General features: G+C 75.8%; 17 protein-coding genes. 4 read left to right on the top strand and 13 right to left on the bottom strand.

What is annotated here, in order from left to right; translation table 11 throughout:
• Window positions 1–280 (top strand): HNH endonuclease signature motif containing protein (locus tag CAE01nite_RS18295; RefSeq protein WP_222595771.1); only part of this gene is annotated, 280 nt, incomplete at its 5' end.
• 19 nt (window positions 281–299) lie between these two features.
• Here the strand turns inward: CAE01nite_RS18295 and CAE01nite_RS00005 are convergent.
• The 8 genes from CAE01nite_RS00005 to purD form a co-directional block, all read right to left on the bottom strand.
• Window positions 300–1,838 (bottom strand): amidohydrolase, encoded by a 1,539-nt coding sequence (locus CAE01nite_RS00005; RefSeq protein WP_146898324.1) that lies wholly within the window; start codon window positions 1,836–1,838, stop codon window positions 300–302.
• 11 nt (window positions 1,839–1,849) lie between these two features.
• Window positions 1,850–2,470 carry an FMN-binding negative transcriptional regulator gene (locus tag CAE01nite_RS00010; protein ID WP_146898326.1) on the bottom strand — a complete coding sequence of 207 codons (621 nt, stop codon included), beginning with the start codon at window positions 2,468–2,470 and terminating at the stop codon, window positions 1,850–1,852.
• Complete coding sequence (locus tag CAE01nite_RS00015; RefSeq protein WP_146898328.1) at window positions 2,467–3,321, bottom strand: ABC transporter ATP-binding protein; 855 nt, start codon at window positions 3,319–3,321, stop codon at window positions 2,467–2,469. The genes CAE01nite_RS00010 and CAE01nite_RS00015 overlap by 4 nt, the downstream gene beginning before the upstream one ends.
• Window positions 3,318–4,397 (bottom strand): FecCD family ABC transporter permease, encoded by a 1,080-nt coding sequence (locus CAE01nite_RS00020; RefSeq protein WP_246130901.1) that lies wholly within the window; start codon window positions 4,395–4,397, stop codon window positions 3,318–3,320. Before CAE01nite_RS00020 ends, CAE01nite_RS00015 begins: the two co-directional genes overlap by 4 nt.
• Window positions 4,394–5,449, bottom strand: coding sequence for a FecCD family ABC transporter permease (locus CAE01nite_RS00025; protein ID WP_146898330.1), 1,056 nt, complete (start codon window positions 5,447–5,449; stop codon window positions 4,394–4,396). Before CAE01nite_RS00025 ends, CAE01nite_RS00020 begins: the two co-directional genes overlap by 4 nt.
• Window positions 5,450–5,480: 31 nt before the next feature.
• Window positions 5,481–6,548, bottom strand: coding sequence for an iron-siderophore ABC transporter substrate-binding protein (locus CAE01nite_RS00030; protein ID WP_246130902.1), 1,068 nt, complete (start codon window positions 6,546–6,548; stop codon window positions 5,481–5,483).
• A gap of 164 nt (window positions 6,549–6,712) precedes the next feature.
• Window positions 6,713–7,663, bottom strand: coding sequence for a phosphoribosylaminoimidazolesuccinocarboxamide synthase (locus CAE01nite_RS00035; protein WP_146898332.1), 951 nt, complete (start codon window positions 7,661–7,663; stop codon window positions 6,713–6,715).
• On the bottom strand, window positions 7,660–9,036 hold the full coding sequence (gene purD / locus CAE01nite_RS00040) for a phosphoribosylamine--glycine ligase (protein ID WP_146898334.1): 1,377 nt from the start codon (window positions 9,034–9,036) through the stop codon (window positions 7,660–7,662). Before purD ends, CAE01nite_RS00035 begins: the two co-directional genes overlap by 4 nt.
• A gap of 79 nt (window positions 9,037–9,115) precedes the next feature.
• Here purD and CAE01nite_RS00045 point away from each other — a divergent pair, with 79 nt between their 5' ends.
• Window positions 9,116–9,355: an SCO4848 family membrane protein gene (locus tag CAE01nite_RS00045; protein ID WP_146898335.1), complete on the top strand. Its 240-nt coding sequence runs from the start codon at window positions 9,116–9,118 to the stop codon at window positions 9,353–9,355.
• A gap of 31 nt (window positions 9,356–9,386) precedes the next feature.
• Here the strand turns inward: CAE01nite_RS00045 and CAE01nite_RS00050 are convergent, their stop codons facing one another.
• From CAE01nite_RS00050 to CAE01nite_RS00060, 3 genes are all read right to left on the bottom strand, one after another.
• Complete coding sequence (locus CAE01nite_RS00050) at window positions 9,387–10,022, bottom strand: GNAT family N-acetyltransferase (RefSeq protein WP_246130903.1); 636 nt, start codon at window positions 10,020–10,022, stop codon at window positions 9,387–9,389.
• A gap of 22 nt (window positions 10,023–10,044) precedes the next feature.
• A complete protein-coding gene (locus CAE01nite_RS00055; protein WP_146898337.1) occupies window positions 10,045–11,331 on the bottom strand; it encodes an adenylosuccinate synthase in 1,287 nt (428 codons plus the stop codon).
• Window positions 11,332–11,489: 158 nt separating this feature from the next.
• A complete protein-coding gene (locus CAE01nite_RS00060) occupies window positions 11,490–11,942 on the bottom strand; it encodes a DUF3151 domain-containing protein (protein WP_246130904.1) in 453 nt (150 codons plus the stop codon).
• Between the two features lie 171 nt (window positions 11,943–12,113).
• Here CAE01nite_RS00060 and CAE01nite_RS00065 point away from each other — a divergent pair, with 171 nt between their 5' ends.
• Entirely contained in the window at window positions 12,114–12,488 is a 375-nt protein-coding gene (locus CAE01nite_RS00065; protein WP_146898342.1) for an STAS domain-containing protein, read from the top strand.
• A 46-nt stretch (window positions 12,489–12,534) separates the two neighbouring features.
• On the opposite strand, the gene CAE01nite_RS00070 is transcribed toward CAE01nite_RS00065, so the two are convergent.
• Window positions 12,535–14,691 (bottom strand): SpoIIE family protein phosphatase, encoded by a 2,157-nt coding sequence (locus CAE01nite_RS00070; protein ID WP_146898344.1) that lies wholly within the window; start codon window positions 14,689–14,691, stop codon window positions 12,535–12,537.
• Between the two features lie 95 nt (window positions 14,692–14,786).
• Between CAE01nite_RS00070 and CAE01nite_RS00075 the strand changes: the two genes are divergently transcribed.
• Window positions 14,787–15,224: an STAS domain-containing protein gene (locus CAE01nite_RS00075; RefSeq protein ID WP_371862874.1), complete on the top strand. Its 438-nt coding sequence runs from the start codon at window positions 14,787–14,789 to the stop codon at window positions 15,222–15,224.
• A 65-nt stretch (window positions 15,225–15,289) separates the two neighbouring features.
• Here the strand turns inward: CAE01nite_RS00075 and fbaA are convergent, their stop codons facing one another.
• Window positions 15,290–16,312 (bottom strand): class II fructose-bisphosphate aldolase, encoded by a 1,023-nt coding sequence (fbaA, locus tag CAE01nite_RS00080; protein ID WP_146898347.1) that lies wholly within the window; start codon window positions 16,310–16,312, stop codon window positions 15,290–15,292.
• Window positions 16,313–16,456: the final 144 nt, after the last annotated feature.

Consider the following 16,456-nt stretch of genomic DNA (forward strand, 5'->3'; position numbering starts at 1 on the left):
GTTCACCCGGGCCAGGCGGAATGCGATCATCGCCCGGGACCGGCATTGCCGGTTCCCCGGGTGCAGCGCACCGCCGACGTTGTCGGAATGTCACCACGTCCGACACTGGGCGCGCGATCACGGCAGCACGAGCGTGGCGAACGGGATCCTGCTGTGCTGGCACCACCACGGGTACGTGCATGCGCGCGGGATCGAGATCCACCGGCAGGGCCCGCGGTGGGTGTTCACCGACGCCGCCGGACGCGAGCTGGACGACCCCTGCATCGACGACGGAGCCTGACCGTCGCAGCACCCGTGCCTCAGCGCCCGTGCGGCCCCCAGGTCCAGCGGCCACCCAGGAGCGTCCCGCTCACCGGCATCGCCCGCAGCGTCGCCGCGTCGGCCACGTGCGGGTCGACGTCGACCACGACGAGGTCGGCACGGTCGCCGACCCGGGGCACCGCGCGGCCACCGGTGGAGGCGTCCAGCGCCTCCGTGACGGAGATCCGCTGCTCCGGGTGCCACGGCTCACGCCCGTCCCGGGCGCGGTGCACGGCCGCCGCGATCGCCAGCCACGGGTCCAGCGGCGCGACCGGTGCGTCCGACCCCAGGGCCAGCGTCACGCCAGCGTCCAGCAGCGTGCGCAGCGCGAACGCGCGCCCGGTGCGGTTCGGCCACCACCGGTCGGCGACGTCGCGGTCGTCCATCGCGTGCTCGGGCTGGACGCTCGCCACCACGCCGAGGGCGGCGAATCGCTGCGCGTCGCCGTCGAGCAGCAGCTGGGCGTGCTCCACCGACCCGCGCGCCCCGGTCGCGGCGAACGCGTCCAGCACCAGCCGGTTCGCCTCGTCGCCGATCGCGTGGATCGCGCACGCGAGGCCGTGCCGGTGCGCCTCGGCCATGAGCCGGACGAGGTCCGCCGGTGCCACGGTCAGCAGGCCGTGGCCGTCTGCTCGGTCGCCGGCAGCGCCCGAGCGCCCGGGGTACGGGTCGCGGCAGAACGCGGTCCGCGTGTTCAGCGACCCGTCGCTGATCACCTTGAGCGGCCCCAGCGTGACCAGCCCGCCGGTGCCGGGGACGACGTCGCCGGTTGCCAGGCCGCGCGCGACCGCTCCGTCGAGGTGGTCCGGCCAGACCCCCGCCGCGACCCGCAGCACGTCGGTACCGGTGGCGACCCGGCGCGTCCAGCTGCGCAGGGTGTCGTCGATCTCCAGGTCCACGACCGTGGTGACGCCGCGCGCGGCGGCCGCGCGGGCGGCGTCGTCCACGAACGCGTCGAGGCGGTGGGCGGGCACGTGCTCGAGGTCGTTCATGAGCGGCATCCACTCGTCCTCGCGCAGCAGCCCGGTCGGGTGCCCGGCACGACCCAGCCGCGACAGCGCCGGGGTGCTCAGCCAGGCGCTGTGCAGGTCGCCGGACATCAGGAAGACCGCCGCGTCACCGTGCCCGGCGGCGCGCAGACCCTCGTCCAGCCGGCGTGCCGTCGGGGGCTCCGGCCACAGCCCGTCCCGGAACCCCATCCCCACCAGGACGCCGGCGCCGGAGCCGGAGGACCGCGCCCGCGCGTCGGCGGTCAGGCGGGCGACGGTGAGCGAGACCGCGTCCTCGACCGACCGGGCACCGGAGAGGTCCAGCCGTCGCCGGGTCAGCGCCCACTGCGCCATGTGCACGTGCGCGTCACGCAGGCCGCGCAGCAGGGTCCGCCCGCCCAGCGCCACCCGGTCCGCGCCGGCCGTGCCCGGGGCACCGGCGAGACCGGCCCCGATCGCCGCGACGCGTCCGTCCCGCAGGAGCACGTCCACGGGCTCCCCCGACGGCGCACCGACGAGCCGCGCGCCCGTGAGCAGCAGGGCAGGCACCGCCTCCGGCGTCACGCCCGTCCGGGTCCGTGCTCGGCGCGCATGCGGTCCGCCAGTGCGGGGTTGGCGTACTGCGGGTCGGCGTCCAGGGCGGCGATGACCCGCTGCACCACGTCGGCCGGCTTGTCCTGGCTGAGCTTGGCCTTGGCCTGGACGCGGGTGATCCGCAGCCGGAAGCCGACGGCTCCTCGGGCGACCCGGCGGGCGTGGTCGGCGACGGGGTCGAGCCGCACGGGGTCCGCACGGACCCCCTCGTAGTGGTCGACCGTGTCGGACAGCACCCGGTACGTCTCCTCCGGCCCGAGCACCTCCGGCGTGCCGTACAGGTGCGCCGCGACGTAGTTCCACGTCGGCAGCGCCGGGGCGTACCCGTACCAGCCCGGCGAGACGTAGCCGTGCGGCCCGGCGACCAGCAGCAGCACCTCGTGGGTGCCGAGCGCGTGCTCGACGTCGTCCGGCCGGCCCAGGTGCCCCACGACGCTCAGGCCAGGCCCGTCCTCGAGCAGGACCGGGACGTGCGACGCGACGAGCCCGGTCGGCGGGTGGCTCACGAGCGTGGCCCAGCCGTGGGTGCGGACGAGGTCGCGCAGGGCGGCGTCGTCGTCGAGCCGGTAGACCGGGGTGTCGATCACGGCGAGGCCACCGGGCTCGGCGGGACCGGCAGGTCGGACGACGCCCGGGTGTGCGCACCCCGCCGGGCGGGCACGACCATCGGCGTGCCGGTCTCCGGGTCGGGCAGCACCCGGCACGCGAGCCCGAAGACGTCGCGGATCCGCTCGGCGGTGACCACCTCGGCGGGGGCGCCCTGGGCGACGACCCGACCGTCCTTCATCGCGATGAGGTGGGTCGCGTAGCGGGACGCCTGGTTGAGGTCGTGCAGGACGGCGACCAGCGTCCGTCCCGCCTCGTGCAGCTCGGCGCACAGGTCCAGGACCTCGTGCTGGTGCGCGATGTCGAGGAAGGTCGTGGGCTCGTCCAGGAGCAGCAGGGGCGTCTCCTGCGCGAGGGACATGGCGAGCCAGACACGCTGGCGCTGCCCGCCGGACAGCTCGTCGACCGGTCGCCGCGCCAGGTCCGCGACACCGGTCGCCGCCATCGCGGCGGCGACGGCGCGGGCGTCGTCGGCCGACCACTGCCGCAGCAGCCGCTGGTACGGGAACCGGCCGCGGGAGACCAGGTCCTCCACGGTGATGGACGCCGGCGCGAGCGGGGACTGCGGCAGCAGCGCGAGCCTGCGCGCGACGTCCTTGCTGGCCAGGTCGAGGATGGGGCGGCCGTCGAGGAGCACGGCCCCGGCGCGCGGGGTGAGCGTGCGGGCCAGGGCGCGCAGCAGGGTGGACTTGCCGCACGCGTTCGGGCCGACGATCACCGTGAACGAGCCGTCCGGGATGGTGACCGTCAGGCCGTCCACCACCACCCGGTCGTCGTAGGCCAGGCGCAGCCCCTGGGCGGAGAGCCGGTCCTGCGTGCCGTCGCCGCTCACACCGTCCCCTTCCGCCACTCGCGCACGAGCAGGGCGGCCAGGTAGACGCCGCCCAGCGCCGCCGTGACGATACCCACCGGCAGCCGCACCGGGAGCGGCAGGTTCTGCGCGACGACGTCGGCGAGCACGAGCAGAGTGGCGCCGGTGAGGGCCGCGGCCGCCATGCCGGGGCCGGTGGAGCGCAGCAGGCGCCGCGCGATCTGCGGGGCCGCGAGCGCGACGAAGGTGATCGGGCCGCTCGCGGTGACGGCGGCCGTGGTGAGCAGCACCCCGACGACCACGGCGGCCGCGCGGGTGCGACCGGGCCGCACGCCGAGGCCGGTGGCGGCGTCGTCGCCCATCTCCAGCAGCTGCAGCCGGGGTGACAGTGCGAGCGCGAGCGGCAGCAGCACGACGAGGGCGACGGCGACGAGGGTGACGTCCGCGACCCGGCGACCGTCCAGCCCGCCATGGAGCCACGCGTCGACCTGCTGGGCGTCGGCGAGGCGGGCCCGGCTGAGCGCGTACTGGACGAACGCGAGCGCCATCGCGGCGACGCCGATGCCGACGACCACCATGCGCAGCGGGGCCGTGGCACCGCCGCCCGCGCCGGCGACCACCGCCACGGTCGCCAGCACCGACCCGATCAGCGCGCCGACGGCGACCGGCACCACTCCGGGCCACACGAGCGCGGCGGCGGCCGCGCCCGCCGCCGCGCCCGCGCCGAGCCCGATGACGTCGGGGCTGCCGAGCGGGTTGCGGGTGACGCTCTGGAACACCGCCCCGGCGGCGCCCAGCGCGGCGCCGGCGGCCACGGCGACCCCCAGCCGCGGCAGCCGCAGGGCGGTTAGCACGGTGGTCTGGGCCCGGCTGCCGGTTCCGGCCAGGGCGGACGGCAGGTCCCCGATCGGCACGCCCAGGCGCCCGGCGGTCAGCGACAGGACCGCCCCGACGAGCAGGGCGACGACCAGGACGGCGACGCCGACGACGGCCCGGCCGCGCAGCGGGTGACCGGTCAGCGCGCGCCACCGGTCCGGCGACGCCGCGGGCGCGGGCAGGGTCGCCACGGTCGGCACGGCGGCGGGCGCCCGGCTCACAGCGCCGCCACCGAGCGCCGGCGGATGACCGCGACGAGCACCGGGGCGCCGAGGAACGCGGTCACCACGCCGACCATCAGCTCGGCGGGTCGCACCACGACCCGGCCGAGCACGTCGGCGAGCAGCACGAGCAGGGGCCCGGCCAGCACGCAGTACGGCAGCTGCCAGCGGAAGTCGGGGCCGGTGAACGCGCGCACGACGTGCGGCACCGCGAGGCCGACGAACGCGATGGGCCCCACCGCCGCGGTCGCGGCGGCGGCGAGCAGCGCCGCGGTCGCCCCGCCGAGGACCCGGGTGCGCAGGGTCGCCACGCCGAGCGCCGTGGCGCTCTCCTCACCGAGCGCCAGGCCGTTGAGCGAGCGGGCCAGGGCGAGCGCCACGACCAGCCCGGCGACGACGAACGGGGCGATCGCGGTCGCCACCTCCGGATCGCGCCCGGCGAACGAGCCGACGGCCCACTCGCGGTAGTCGACGAAGACCGTGGGCAGGGACAGCGACACCGCCCCGACGTACGCCTGCAGCGCCGCGCCCACCGCGGCACCGGCCAGGACGAGCCGCACCGGTGTCGAGCCCCGTCCCGCCGACCCGACGACGTAGACGACCACCGCGGCCAGCAGGGCGCCCGGCAGCGCCGCCCACACCTGCCGCGTCGTCGACCCGGCGCCGAGCAGCGCGGTCACGGTCACCACCGACGCGGCGGCGCCGGCGTTGATCCCGAGCAGACCCGGGTCACCGAGCGGGTTGCGGGTCAGGCCCTGGATGAGCGCCCCGGACACCGCCAGCGCGCTGCCGACCAGGAGCCCGAGGACCGTCCGCGGCACCCGGCCGGCGACGACGGCGCTCGCGTACGTCCCGTCGGGGTCGAACAGGCCCGCCCACACGTCGCCGAGCGGGACGCTGCGCGCCCCGACGGCCAGGCTCAGACCCACCGCCAGCACGAGCGCGGCCAGCGTCACCGCGAGCCCGACGCCGAGCCGCCCGCCACGGCGCCGCCGGCCGGGGACCACGGTCGTGGCACCGGCCGGCGGCGGTGTGGCCGTCGTCGTCGTCATGGCAGGGACGGGTGGGCTCGGGCGAGGTCGGTCAGGCCTTCGCCGCGGCTTCGGCGACGAGCGGGACGTACCGGTCGATCGCCCACGGCACCGACAGCGGCGTGACGACGGTCGTCGCGGCGGCGAGCTGGCGGTCGACCATCGGCAGGTAGGAGCCGCGCTGGACCGCCGGGATCTGGGCGAAGAGCGGCTGGGACTCGGCGGCCGCCTGCTCCTCGGGGCTGTTGTACCAGCTGATCAGGACGTCGACGTCGTCCAGCACGTCGGCGTTCTCCAGGCTGATGGAGGCGTAGAAGCTGCCCTCGGGGATCTCCAGGGCGGCGACCGACGGGGCCAGCTCCATGCCGAGGCTGGTGAGGAACGAGACGCGTGCGTCGGTCTCGGGGTAGAAGGCCAGCTGCCCGGGCTCGCCGATGTAGGCGTAGGCGAAGGTCTTGCCGGCCAGGTCGCCGTTCTCGGCGCCGGCGCCCGTGATCATGTCCTCCACCGAGGCGACGAGCTCGGCGGCCTCGTCGGGCTTGCCCAGCGCCTGCCCGGTGAGGTCGATGACCTCCTGCCAGGTGCTGATCCACGGCCCGTCCGGGTAGGCGACCACGGGGGCGAAGGCGGAGAGCTGGTCGTAGACGCCCTGGTCCAGCCCGGACAGCGGCGCGAGGACGACGTCCGGCTCCATCTCCACGATGGCCTCGACGTCGACCGTGGGCAGGTCCGCGTAGGTGGTCGGCAGGTCGCCGCCGTCGTCCTCGACGGCCTCGCGGAACCACGGCTGGTAGCCCTCGGCGTCGCCGGACCACGCGTCGGTCGGGATGCCGACCGGGGTGACGCCGAGGGCGACCGCGGCGTCCTGCGCGGCCCACCCGACGGTGACGACCCGCTGCGGCGCCTCCTCGATCGTGGCCTCGCCCAGCGCGCTGTCGATGGTGACCGGGAAGGCGCCCTCGGAGGCCGACCCGGTGGACGACCCGGTGGACGGGCTGCCGGACGCCTCGGGCGCCCCGGCGTCGCTGCCGCCGCCGCAGGCGGCCAGGGTCAGGACGGCGCCGGCGGCCGCGAGGGTGCCGAGCAGCCGGCGCGGGGAGGTGACGGGTCGTGCGCGCACGGGGGCTCCACTCAGATCGGGTGGACGGCGGGGCCGCCACCGGGGAAGGGTCGACCGCTCGCGGCTCACGCAGGTCGGTCGGCTGAAGCCAAGGCTAACCTAAGTCCGGACGCCGACCGGCTCCCGGCCGGCTCGCCACCAGCCGTCCCCGTGCGACCGAGGTGTCAGGTCAGCGGCGCCCCGGTGAGGCGCTCGTAGGCCTCGAGGTAGCGGTCGCGGGTGCGTTCCACGACGTCGTCGGGCAGGGGCGGCGGCGGCTCGTCGGAGGTCCGGTCCCACCCCGAGGCGGCGGACGTCAACCAGTCCCGGACGTACTGCTTGTCGAAGCTCTCCTGCGGACGACCCGGCTGCCACGCGTCCGCCGGCCAGAACCGCGAGGAGTCCGGGGTCAGCACCTCGTCGCCGAGCACGACCGTCCCAGCGCCCCCCAGGCCCGCGGGCGCGGTCCCGAACTCGAGCTTGGTGTCCGCGAGGATGACGCCCCGCTCGCGGGCGATCGCCTCGGCCCGCGTGTAGACGGCCAGCGTGAGGTCGCGCAGCCGCTCGGCGGCGTCGGCGCCGATCTGCGCGGCCACGACGTCGAAGGAGACGTTCTCGTCGTGCTCGCCGACCGCGGCCTTCGTGGCCGGGGTGAACAGCGGGTGCGGCAGCCGGGAGCCGTCGACGAGACCCGGCTCGAGCGGGATGCCGCAGACCTCGCCGGTCGTGCGGTACTCGGCCAGCCCGGACCCGGTGAGGTACCCGCGGGCGACGCACTCCACCGGGTACATGTCCAGCCGCCGGCACACCATGGCGCGGCCGGCGACGGCGTCGGGCACGCCGTGCGGCCCGCGGTCGGCGGTCACGACGTGGTGGGGGACGAGGTCGGCGAGCTGCTCGAACCACCACAGGCTGAGCTGGGTGAGCACGGTGCCCTTGCCGGGGACCGGCGTGGGGAGCACGTGGTCGTACGCGCTGATCCGGTCGCTGGCCACCACGAGGACGACGTCCCCGGCCGGGTGGTCGCCGTCCGGCAGGTACAGGTCGCGGACCTTGCCGGCGTAGGTGTGCCGCCAGCCCGGCAGGTCCGGTGCGCCGTGCGCCGCCTGCCCGGGGCCGGGGAGCCCGGCGCTCATGCCGTCACCGTGCCCGACGCCGTGCCGGTCGCCGTGCCGGTCGCCGTGCCCGACGCCGTGCCCGACGCCGTGCCCGACGCCGTGCCGGCCGACGTGCCCGACGACGTGCCCGCGACGGCGAGCGCGATGTCGGTGCGGTGGTGGGAGCCGGGCAGGTCCAGGCGCTCCACCCCCGCGTAGGCCGCCGCCCGCGCCGCCGGCAGGTCCGGCCCGACCCCCACCACGGACAGCACCCGCCCGCCCGAGGCGACCAGGGCACCGTCGTCGGCCAGGGACGTCCCGGCGTGCAGCACCTGGGCGCCGGTCGCCTCGGCGGCGTCCACCCCGGTGATCCGGTCGCCGGCACGGACGGCGCCGGGGTAGCCGTGCGCGGCGACCACGACGGTCACGGCCGCGTCGTCGCGCCAGCGCAGCGGCGGCAGGTCGGCGAGCCGGCCGGTGGCGGCGGCGTGCAGCACGCCGGCGAGCGGGGTGACCAGCCGGGCGAGCACCACCTGGGTCTCCGGGTCACCGAAGCGGGCGTTGAACTCCACCACGCGCAGGCCGCGCCCGGTCAGCGCGAGGCCGACGTACAGGACGCCGGTGAAGGGCGAGCCGCGTCTGGCCATCTCCTCGACCGTGGGCTCGGCGATACGGGACACCACCTCGTCCACGAGCCCGGGCGGCGCCCACGGCAGCGGGCTGTAGGCGCCCATGCCGCCGGTGTTCGGTCCCCGGTCACCGTCCAGCGCGCGCTTGAAGTCCTGGGCGGGGGCGAGCGGGACGACGGTGACCCCGTCGGTCAGGCAGAACAGGGAGACCTCGGGGCCGTCGAGGTACTCCTCGACCACGACCGTGCCGGGCCGCCCGGCGCCGCCGCGCAGGCAGGCCCGGGCGTGGTCGAGCGCTGCGGCCCGGTCGTCGGTGACCACGACCCCCTTGCCGGCCGCCAGCCCGTCGTCCTTGACGACGTAGGGGGCGCCGAACGCGTCGAGCGCCGACTCGACCTCCTCGACGGTCGTGCACACGTGCGCCATCGCGGTGGGCACCCCGGCGGCGGCCATGACGTCCTTGGCGAACGCCTTCGACCCCTCCAGGCCGGCCGCCTCGGCGCCGGGGCCGAAGACGGCGATCCCGGCCTCGCGGACGGCGTCCGCCACGCCCGCCACCAGCGGTGCCTCCGGGCCGACGACGACGAGGTCCACCCCGAGGGACGACGCCAGCCCCGCGACCGCGGCTGGGTCGACCGGGTCGACGGCGTGCAGCGTGGCCAGGGCGGCGATCCCGGGGTTCCCGGGGGCCGCGTGCAGCTCGTGCGGCCCGTCGGTCCCTGCGGCGAGCGCGCGGACGAGGGCGTGCTCACGGGCACCGGTTCCGATGACGAGGATCCTCACGGCTCGTGAGCGTAGTGCGCGCCGCCACGGCGGTCCGGGGCCGTCCGGGACGCGGCCGGTGGGCCGGGATACTGGACGCGTGGAGCTGCCCCTGTCCTGGTCCCTCGTCCTCGTCCTCGCCGGGCTGTGGAACCTGCTCATCTGGCCCCGGTTCCTCGGGCGGATCCTCAAGGACCCCCGGTCCCGGGACGCCGGCGGTCGGCCGACCCGGTTCCTGCGCGTGCACGCCGTCCTCATCGGGGTGTCGATGCTCCTCGCGCTCGCGGTGGGCACCCTGGGGGTCATCGGCCTCGCGCTCGCGGTCGACACCGCGACCTGACCCGGCCGGCGCCGGCGCCGGCGGCGGCGCCTCAGCGGACCCGCGCCTCCAGGCCCGCGCGCACGCCCGGCCACTCGTCGGCGAGGATCGAGAACACCACGGTGTCCCGCCAGGTCCCGTCCGCGCGGGGCTGGTGCCCCCGCAGCACGCCCTCCCGGGTGGCGCCGAGCCGGGCGATCGCCGCCTGCGAGCGCTCGTTGCGCACGTCGGTCTGGATCTTGACCCGGTGGTACCCGCAGTCCTCGAACGCGTGCCGCAGCAGCGCGAGCTTGGCGGACGGGTTCACCTGCGTCCCCCAGACCCGCGGGGCGTAGGCGGTCCAGCCCAGGTGCACCCGGCCGAGCGTCGGGCGGGCGTCGCCCAGGCTGCTCGTGCCGACCAGCGTCCCGGCGGGCCCGGCGTCGCCGTCGTGCGCCAGCGTGACCGCGAAGGGGGCGTGGTCGGGGAGGGTGAGCAGCCGGCCGACGAACACCGCCATGTCCGCGGCGGTCAGCGGACGTCCGGCCGGACCGCCGCCGTAGCCGGCCCGCCAGACCCGCGGGTCGTCCAGGGCGGCGAAGAGCGCGGCGGCGTCGTCCGCGACCAGCGGGCGCAGCCGGACGTCGCCGGCGCGCAGGCTGCGCGCGCCCGGCAGCCGCGCCGGACGCCACACCTGCGGCTCGCTCACCGGCGACCACCCCTCACGCGGGTCAGGAGAGCAGGTCGGTGCGCACGATCGTCGCCTGCCGGTCCGGCCCCACACCGACCGACGAGATCCGGGTGCCGGACATCTCCTCCAGCGTGAGCACGTACCGCTGGGCGTTCTTCGGCAGCTCCTCGAACGTCCGGCACTCGCTGATGTCCTCGGTCCAGCCGTCGAGCTCCTCCAGGACCGGGGTCGCGTGGTGGAAGTCGCTCTGGTCCTGCGGCATCTCGTCGTGCCGGACGCCGTCGACGTCGTAGGCGACGCAGACCGGGATCTTCTCCAGGCCCGTCAGCACGTCGAGCTTGGTGAGCACGAGGTCGGTGAGCCCGTTGACCCGGCCCGAGTAGCGGGCGATCACGGCGTCGTACCAGCCGCAGCGGCGCGGGCGGCCGGTGGTGACCCCGTACTCGCCGCCGGTCGCGCGCAGGTGCTCGCCCATGTCGTCGAGCAGCTCGGTGGGGAACGGTCCCTCGCCGACCCGCGTGGTGTACGCCTTGATGACCCCGACCACGCGGTCGATCCGCGTCGGCCCCACGCCCGATCCCGTGCACGCCCCGCCCGCGGTCGCGTTGGAGGACGTGACGAACGGGTAGGTGCCGTGGTCGACGTCGAGCATGGTCGCCTGGCCGCCCTCGAAGAGCACGGTGCGGCCGGCGTCCAGCGCCTTGTTGAGCTCCAGGGCGGTGTCGCCGACCATCGGCCGGACCCGCTCGGCGAAGCCGAGCAGCTCGTCGACCGTCTCGTCGACCGTGATGGCGCGGCGGTTGTAGACCTTCACCAGCAGGTGGTTCTTCTGGTCGAGGGCGCCCTCGACCTTCTGCCGCAGGATGTTCTCGTCGAACAGGTCCTGGACGCGCACGCCCACGCGGTTGATCTTGTCGGCGTAGGTCGGGCCGATGCCGCGGCCGGTCGTGCCGATCCGGCGCTTGCCGAGGAACCGCTCGCTGACCTTGTCCAGCGTGCGGTTGTACGGCGCGATGAGGTGGGCGTTGCCCGAGATGCGCAGCCGGCTCACGTCCACGCCGCGGGCGATGAGCGCCTCGAGCTCCTGGAACAGCACCGCGAGGTCGACCACCACGCCGTTGCCGATCACCGGGACGACGCCGGGCGACAGGATCCCGGACGGCAGCAGGTGCAGGGCGTACTTCTCCCCGCCGACGACGACCGTGTGCCCGGCGTTGTTGCCGCCGTTGAACTTCACGACGTAGTCGACCCGCGACCCGAGCTGGTCGGTCGCCTTGCCCTTGCCCTCGTCGCCCCACTGCGCTCCGACGACCACGACGGCTGGCATGCCATCCCCACTCTCATCTGTCCCCAGGCGGCGCGGGCGCGTCCCTGCGTGGCGACGCGCGGGCGACGTCACGCCCGCGCACGCGGGCGGCAGCCGCCCGGCACCGGGCGCAAGGCTACCGGAGGGGCGCGGGGTCGCCCGGCGCCCTCCGCCAGGCGTCAGCGCAGCGCGCCGACCTCGTGCGGGGAGGTCCCGGAGTCGGTGAGGAACGTCCGGCACCGCTGCGCCTCGTCGGTCTCGCCGATCGCCTCGGCGGCCTCCGCCAGGGCGAGCAGCGCGCGCAGGAACCCCTGGTTCGGCTCGTGGGACGCCGGGATCGGACCCTGCCCGCGCCACCCGGCGCGCCGCAGGGTGTCCAGGCCGCGGTGGTACCCCGTCCGCGCGAACGCGTACGCCGCGACCGGGTCGGACGGGTGCGTGCCGTGGCCGGCGAGCGCCTGCTCGGCGAGCAGCGCCCAGACGTACGACGACGCCGGCGCCCGGCGGACCGCCTCGCGCAGGTCGGTGCCGTCCGCCAGAGCCGCGCGCACGACGGCGTCCGGGTGGTCGGCGGGCAGCAGCGTCGGGGCAGGGCCGCCGAGCAGGTTCGGGTTCGGGAGGTCGTGGCTCACCGGGCCATTGTGGTCCCCCGCCGGCCGCCGGCGCCCCGGCGCCCGCCTCGGCATGCGGCCCGCGGACCGCGTGGATACAGTCGGACGGCTCCTCGGGACGGGCCGATCCAGGTCCCCCGGCGAGCCACCCGGCCGCGGACCGCCGCGGCGCACCTGACCGCTCGGAGCCCGATGATCGAGATCGCCACGTCCCCCTCGACGACGACCCTCGTCGTCGCCGGGGACCTGGACCTCGTCGAGCGCGACCAGTTCCCCGAGGTCACCGCGCGTGTGACCGGTCTGCGCAGGCAGCTGCTGGTCATCGACATGTGCCGGGTCTCGTTCATGGACTCCACCGGCGCCGCGTTCCTCATCTCGCTCGCGGACTCCTCCCGCCGCCGCGGCGGGGCCACCGTGCTGCGCAACCCCGACGCGCGCGACCTGTTCGTGCTCGAGATCTGCGGCGCGCTGGACCTCTTCCGCATCGACACCGCGCACCGCTGCGAGCCGGCGACGCCGCCCAGCGGGTTCCGTCACCCCGTCGCGGACGAGGTCGCCCCCGGCTGACGGGGTGACCGCCGGTCGGTCCCGCCGGTCAGCACGGTGCCGCCGGTCAGCGCCGGCGGACGGGGCGCACGTGCGCCCAGACGAGCTTGCCGGTGCCGCTGGCGTGCCAGCCCCAGTCGGCCAGACGCTCGACGATCTGCATGCCGTAGCCGCCGACCGCGTCGGCGTGCCCCTCGGTCGGCACGGGCGGCGCGGGGTTGGCCTCCTCGACCTCGATCCGCAGGCCGTCACCGCGGTCGGCGAGCCGCAGGGCGACGTCCCCCCAGCCATGCAGGACGGCGTTCGCGACGAGCTCGGACACCACGAGCTCCGCGGCGGGGGCGTCCGGGAAGTCCCAGGCGTGGCACGTGCGCAGCACGGCGTGCCGGGCGCGGGCGATGGACGCCGCCTCGTTCGGCAGCAGCCACCGGCGCTGGCGGCGCTCCTGGTCGCCCGGCGCGAGGGACTCGCCGCCCGGGTCCGGCACGCGCACCACGACGACCGCCAGGTCGTCCTCCGGGGCGTCGCCGAACCGGGCCAGCAGCTGCTCGCCGATCCCGGCCGCGTCCGTCGCGCTCAGCTCGGCGCAGGCGGCCTCCAGCGCCTCCATGCCGTCCCGCAGGGACCGGTCGCGCCGCTCGACCAGCCCGTCGGTGTAGAACACCAGCACGTCGCCGGGCAGCAGCCGTTCCCGGCGTGAGGTCCGGGCGGTGCCCCCGTACCCCACCAGCAGCCCCAGCGCCCCCGTGAGCGGCTGCACGCCCGACGGGCGCACGAGCATCGGGGGCAGGTGACCCGCGCGCGAGTACTCCAGGTCCCAGCCGTCGCCCGTCCGGGTGAGGGTGGTCAGCACCAGGCTCGCCGCCCGCGGGATGCGCATGCCCACGACGAGCTGGTCCACCCGCTGCAGGACGCGCCCGGGGCTGGGCTGGTCGAACGCGTACGCGCGCACCACGGACCGCAGCTGGCCCATCGACGCCGCTGCCTCCACGTCGTGCCCGACGACGTCCCCCACCACGACGACGACGACGCCCGGGTTCACCTGCAGGACGTCGTACCAGTCGCCGCCCACCTGCGCGTGCGCGGCGCTGGGCGCGTAGTGGCTCCAGACGTCGAGCCCGTCGACCTCCGCCTGCACGGGCAGCATGGCGCGCTGCAGCGCCTGGGCGATGTGGTGCTCGCGCGCGTGCAGCCGCTGGTTCTCCACGGCCATGCCCACGCGCCGTGCGGTCAGGTGCAGCACCGTCCGGACGCTCTCCGCCGGCCCGGGCACACCGGCCACCTCGGCGGGCAGCACGACCACGAGCAGCCCGAGCACCCGCTCCCGGCCGTCCACCGGCAGGACGGTCACCCGGTCGACCGGCACGGACGTCCCCGCCAGCCGCTCGCGCAGGTGCCGGACGAGCCACCCCGCCGCCGACCGGGGCGGCAGGTCGGCGTCCAGCGCGAGCTCCAGCGGGCCGGTCAGCGTCCCGTCCAGGAGCTGCTGGACCGGGTCCGGCGCGGCGTCGACGGCCGAGTGCGCCTCGGCCAGGTCCAGCGCCTGCTCGTGCACCGTCGTGCGTGGCGCGGGACCGTGCCGGCGGGCCCGCGCGGGGGCGACGTCGCCGACCTCGACGTCCTCGGCCGGTCGCAGGCCGCCGTCGTCGAGGAAGAAGCCCGCCCACGTGACGACGTCCTGCATGAGGAGGTCTGCGATGGCGGTCAGCGTGCGCGCACCGTCGCCGTCCGCCAGCAGCTCCGACACCCGCGCGACGATCCCCAGCCCGGTGCCTCGCCGCCGCCCGGGCACGACGTCGCCCGGGACGCGCCCGGGGGCGTCGACGCTGTCGGTGACGTCGGTGTGCACGTCGATCCAGTGCGTGAGCCGCCCGGCGTCGTCGCGCACCGGGCTGACCGCGACGTGGTTCCAGGACGTGCTGCCGTCCCGGCGGTAGCACAGCAGCGTGACGACCTCGGAGCGACCCTCGCCGCGCGCCCGCGCCAGCCGGCGCACCTGGACCGGGTCGGTCCCCGGGCCGTGGAGCAGCCCGACCCCACGCCCCACCGCCTCCGGGCCGGGGTACCCGGTGGCCCGGGTGAAAGCCCCGTTCACCCACGCGATCACCGGCTCGGGGACGGCGGCGGCGCTGATCACCACGGCGGCGTCGCTGTCGCGCAGGGCGCGAGCGGCGAGGTCGCCCGCGTCGTCGGAGGTCGGACCGGAGGCGGCAGAATTGACCACGATCGCCTCCGATCGTCTAGCGTTCGATGAGATCCACGAGCGAACGCGTCCGCGTGAGCCGCGGCACGCGGTCGGCCCCGCCCAGAAGGAGCATTGTGCGAGACGGTAACAGCCCGACGGACGCCGACCCCACGGCGGGAGCCTCGTCGTCCGGCACCGCGAACGGGCAGGTCCCCACGGCAGCGGAGCCCGGGTCGGTGCACGTCATCCTCGGTGCCGAGCGGACCCGGATCGTGCTGTCCGGCGAGGTGGACGCCGATCTCGGCGCCGACCTGCAGGAGGCCACGGCCGAGGCCGAGCGTGCCGGCCTGCCGATCGAGGTCGACGCGCACCACGTGACCTTCATGGACTCGTCCGGCGTCGCATTCCTGGCCCGGCTCTCCACCCGCAGCCCGTCCCGGGTGCGGCTGATCCGGGTCCCGCCGACCGTCCGGTTCCTGCTCGAGGTGACCCGGATCGGCGAGCTGCTCGACGTCGTCGACGGCGACCCCGGCTTCGACCCGGCGACCCCGGACGGACCCGCCACGGCCTGACCGGCACCCCCGGCATGACGAAGGCCCCCACGGCGACCGTGGGGGCCTTCCTCGTGCGTGGCAGGTCAGCCGAGCTTGTGCCCCGCCGACCGCAGGCGCTGGCACGCCTCGACGATGCGCTGGGCCATGCCGGCCTCGGCGAGCTTGCCCCAGGCGCGCGGGTCGTAGGCCTTCTTGTTGCCGACCTCGCCGTCGATCTTCAGCACGCCGTCGTAGTTCGTGAACATGTGGCCGACCACCGGGCGCGTGAACGCGTACTGGGTGTCGGTGTCGATGTTCATCTTGATGACGCCGTTGTCGACCGCCTCGGAGATCTCCGCCTCGGTGGAGCCGGAGCCGCCGTGGAACACCAGGTCGAACGGGTTCTCCTTGCCGATCTGCTCGCCGACGGCCTTCTGGATGTCGGCGAGGATCGACGGGCGCAGCTTGACCGCGCCGGGCTTGTAGACGCCGTGCACGTTGCCGAACGTCAGGGCGGTCAGGTACCGGCCCTTCTCACCGGAGCCGAGCGCCTTGACCGTGGCCAGGCCGTCCTCGGCGGTCGTGTACAGCTTGTCGTTGATGGCGGCCTCGTGGCCGTCCTCCTCGCCGCCGACGACCCCGACCTCGATCTCGAGGATCGTGCGGGCCGCGACCGACAGCTCGAGGAGCTCCTCGGCGATGACGAGGTTCTCGTCCAGCGGGATGTCCGAGCCGTCGAACATGTGCGACTGGAAGAGCGGGTTCTGCCCGTTCTTGACCGCCTCGGCCTCGAGCGCGAGCAGCGGGCGGACCCAGGAGTCCAGGTTCTTCTTCGTGCAGTGGTCGGTGTGCAGGGCGACGGTGATCCCGTAGCCCTTGGCGGCCTCGGTGGCGTACGCGGCGAGCGCGAGCGAGCCGGAGACGCGGTCCTTGACCGTCGACCCGGACGCGTACTCGGCGCCCCCGACGGAGACCTGGAGGATGCCGTCCGACTCCGCCTCGGCGAAGCCCTGGAGGGCGGCGGTGATGGTCTGCGACGACGTGACGTTGACGGCCGGGTAGGCGAACCGGCCCGCCTTCGCCCGGTCGATCATCTCGTTGTAGACCTCGGGAGTGGCGATGGCCATCGACGATCTCCTGCACGTGAGTAGTGGTGGGGCTTTCCTCGGAAGTCTGGCACGTCCCGCACACCGCACGCCGCGCGGGCCGGGGGCGCCGGGCCGGTCGCCGGCGGGTCCGGTGCGTGCCGGGTGCCGGTCGTCGACGGGTCC

Source organism: Cellulomonas aerilata (assembly GCF_007991755.1).
GTDB lineage: Bacteria > Actinomycetota > Actinomycetes > Actinomycetales > Cellulomonadaceae > Pengzhenrongella > Pengzhenrongella aerilata.

Coding starts and splice junctions, on each gene's coding strand:
- CAE01nite_RS00025 (WP_146898330.1), bottom strand. CDS start 5,449: ATGACGACGACGACGGCCACACCGCCGCCGGCCGGTGCCACGACCGTG.
- CAE01nite_RS00035 (WP_146898332.1), bottom strand. CDS start 7,663: ATGAGCGCCGGGCTCCCCGGCCCCGGGCAGGCGGCGCACGGCGCACCG.
- CAE01nite_RS00055 (WP_146898337.1), bottom strand. CDS start 11,331: ATGCCAGCCGTCGTGGTCGTCGGAGCGCAGTGGGGCGACGAGGGCAAG.
- CAE01nite_RS00065 (WP_146898342.1), top strand. CDS start 12,114: ATGATCGAGATCGCCACGTCCCCCTCGACGACGACCCTCGTCGTCGCC.
- fbaA (WP_146898347.1), bottom strand. CDS start 16,312: ATGGCCATCGCCACTCCCGAGGTCTACAACGAGATGATCGACCGGGCG.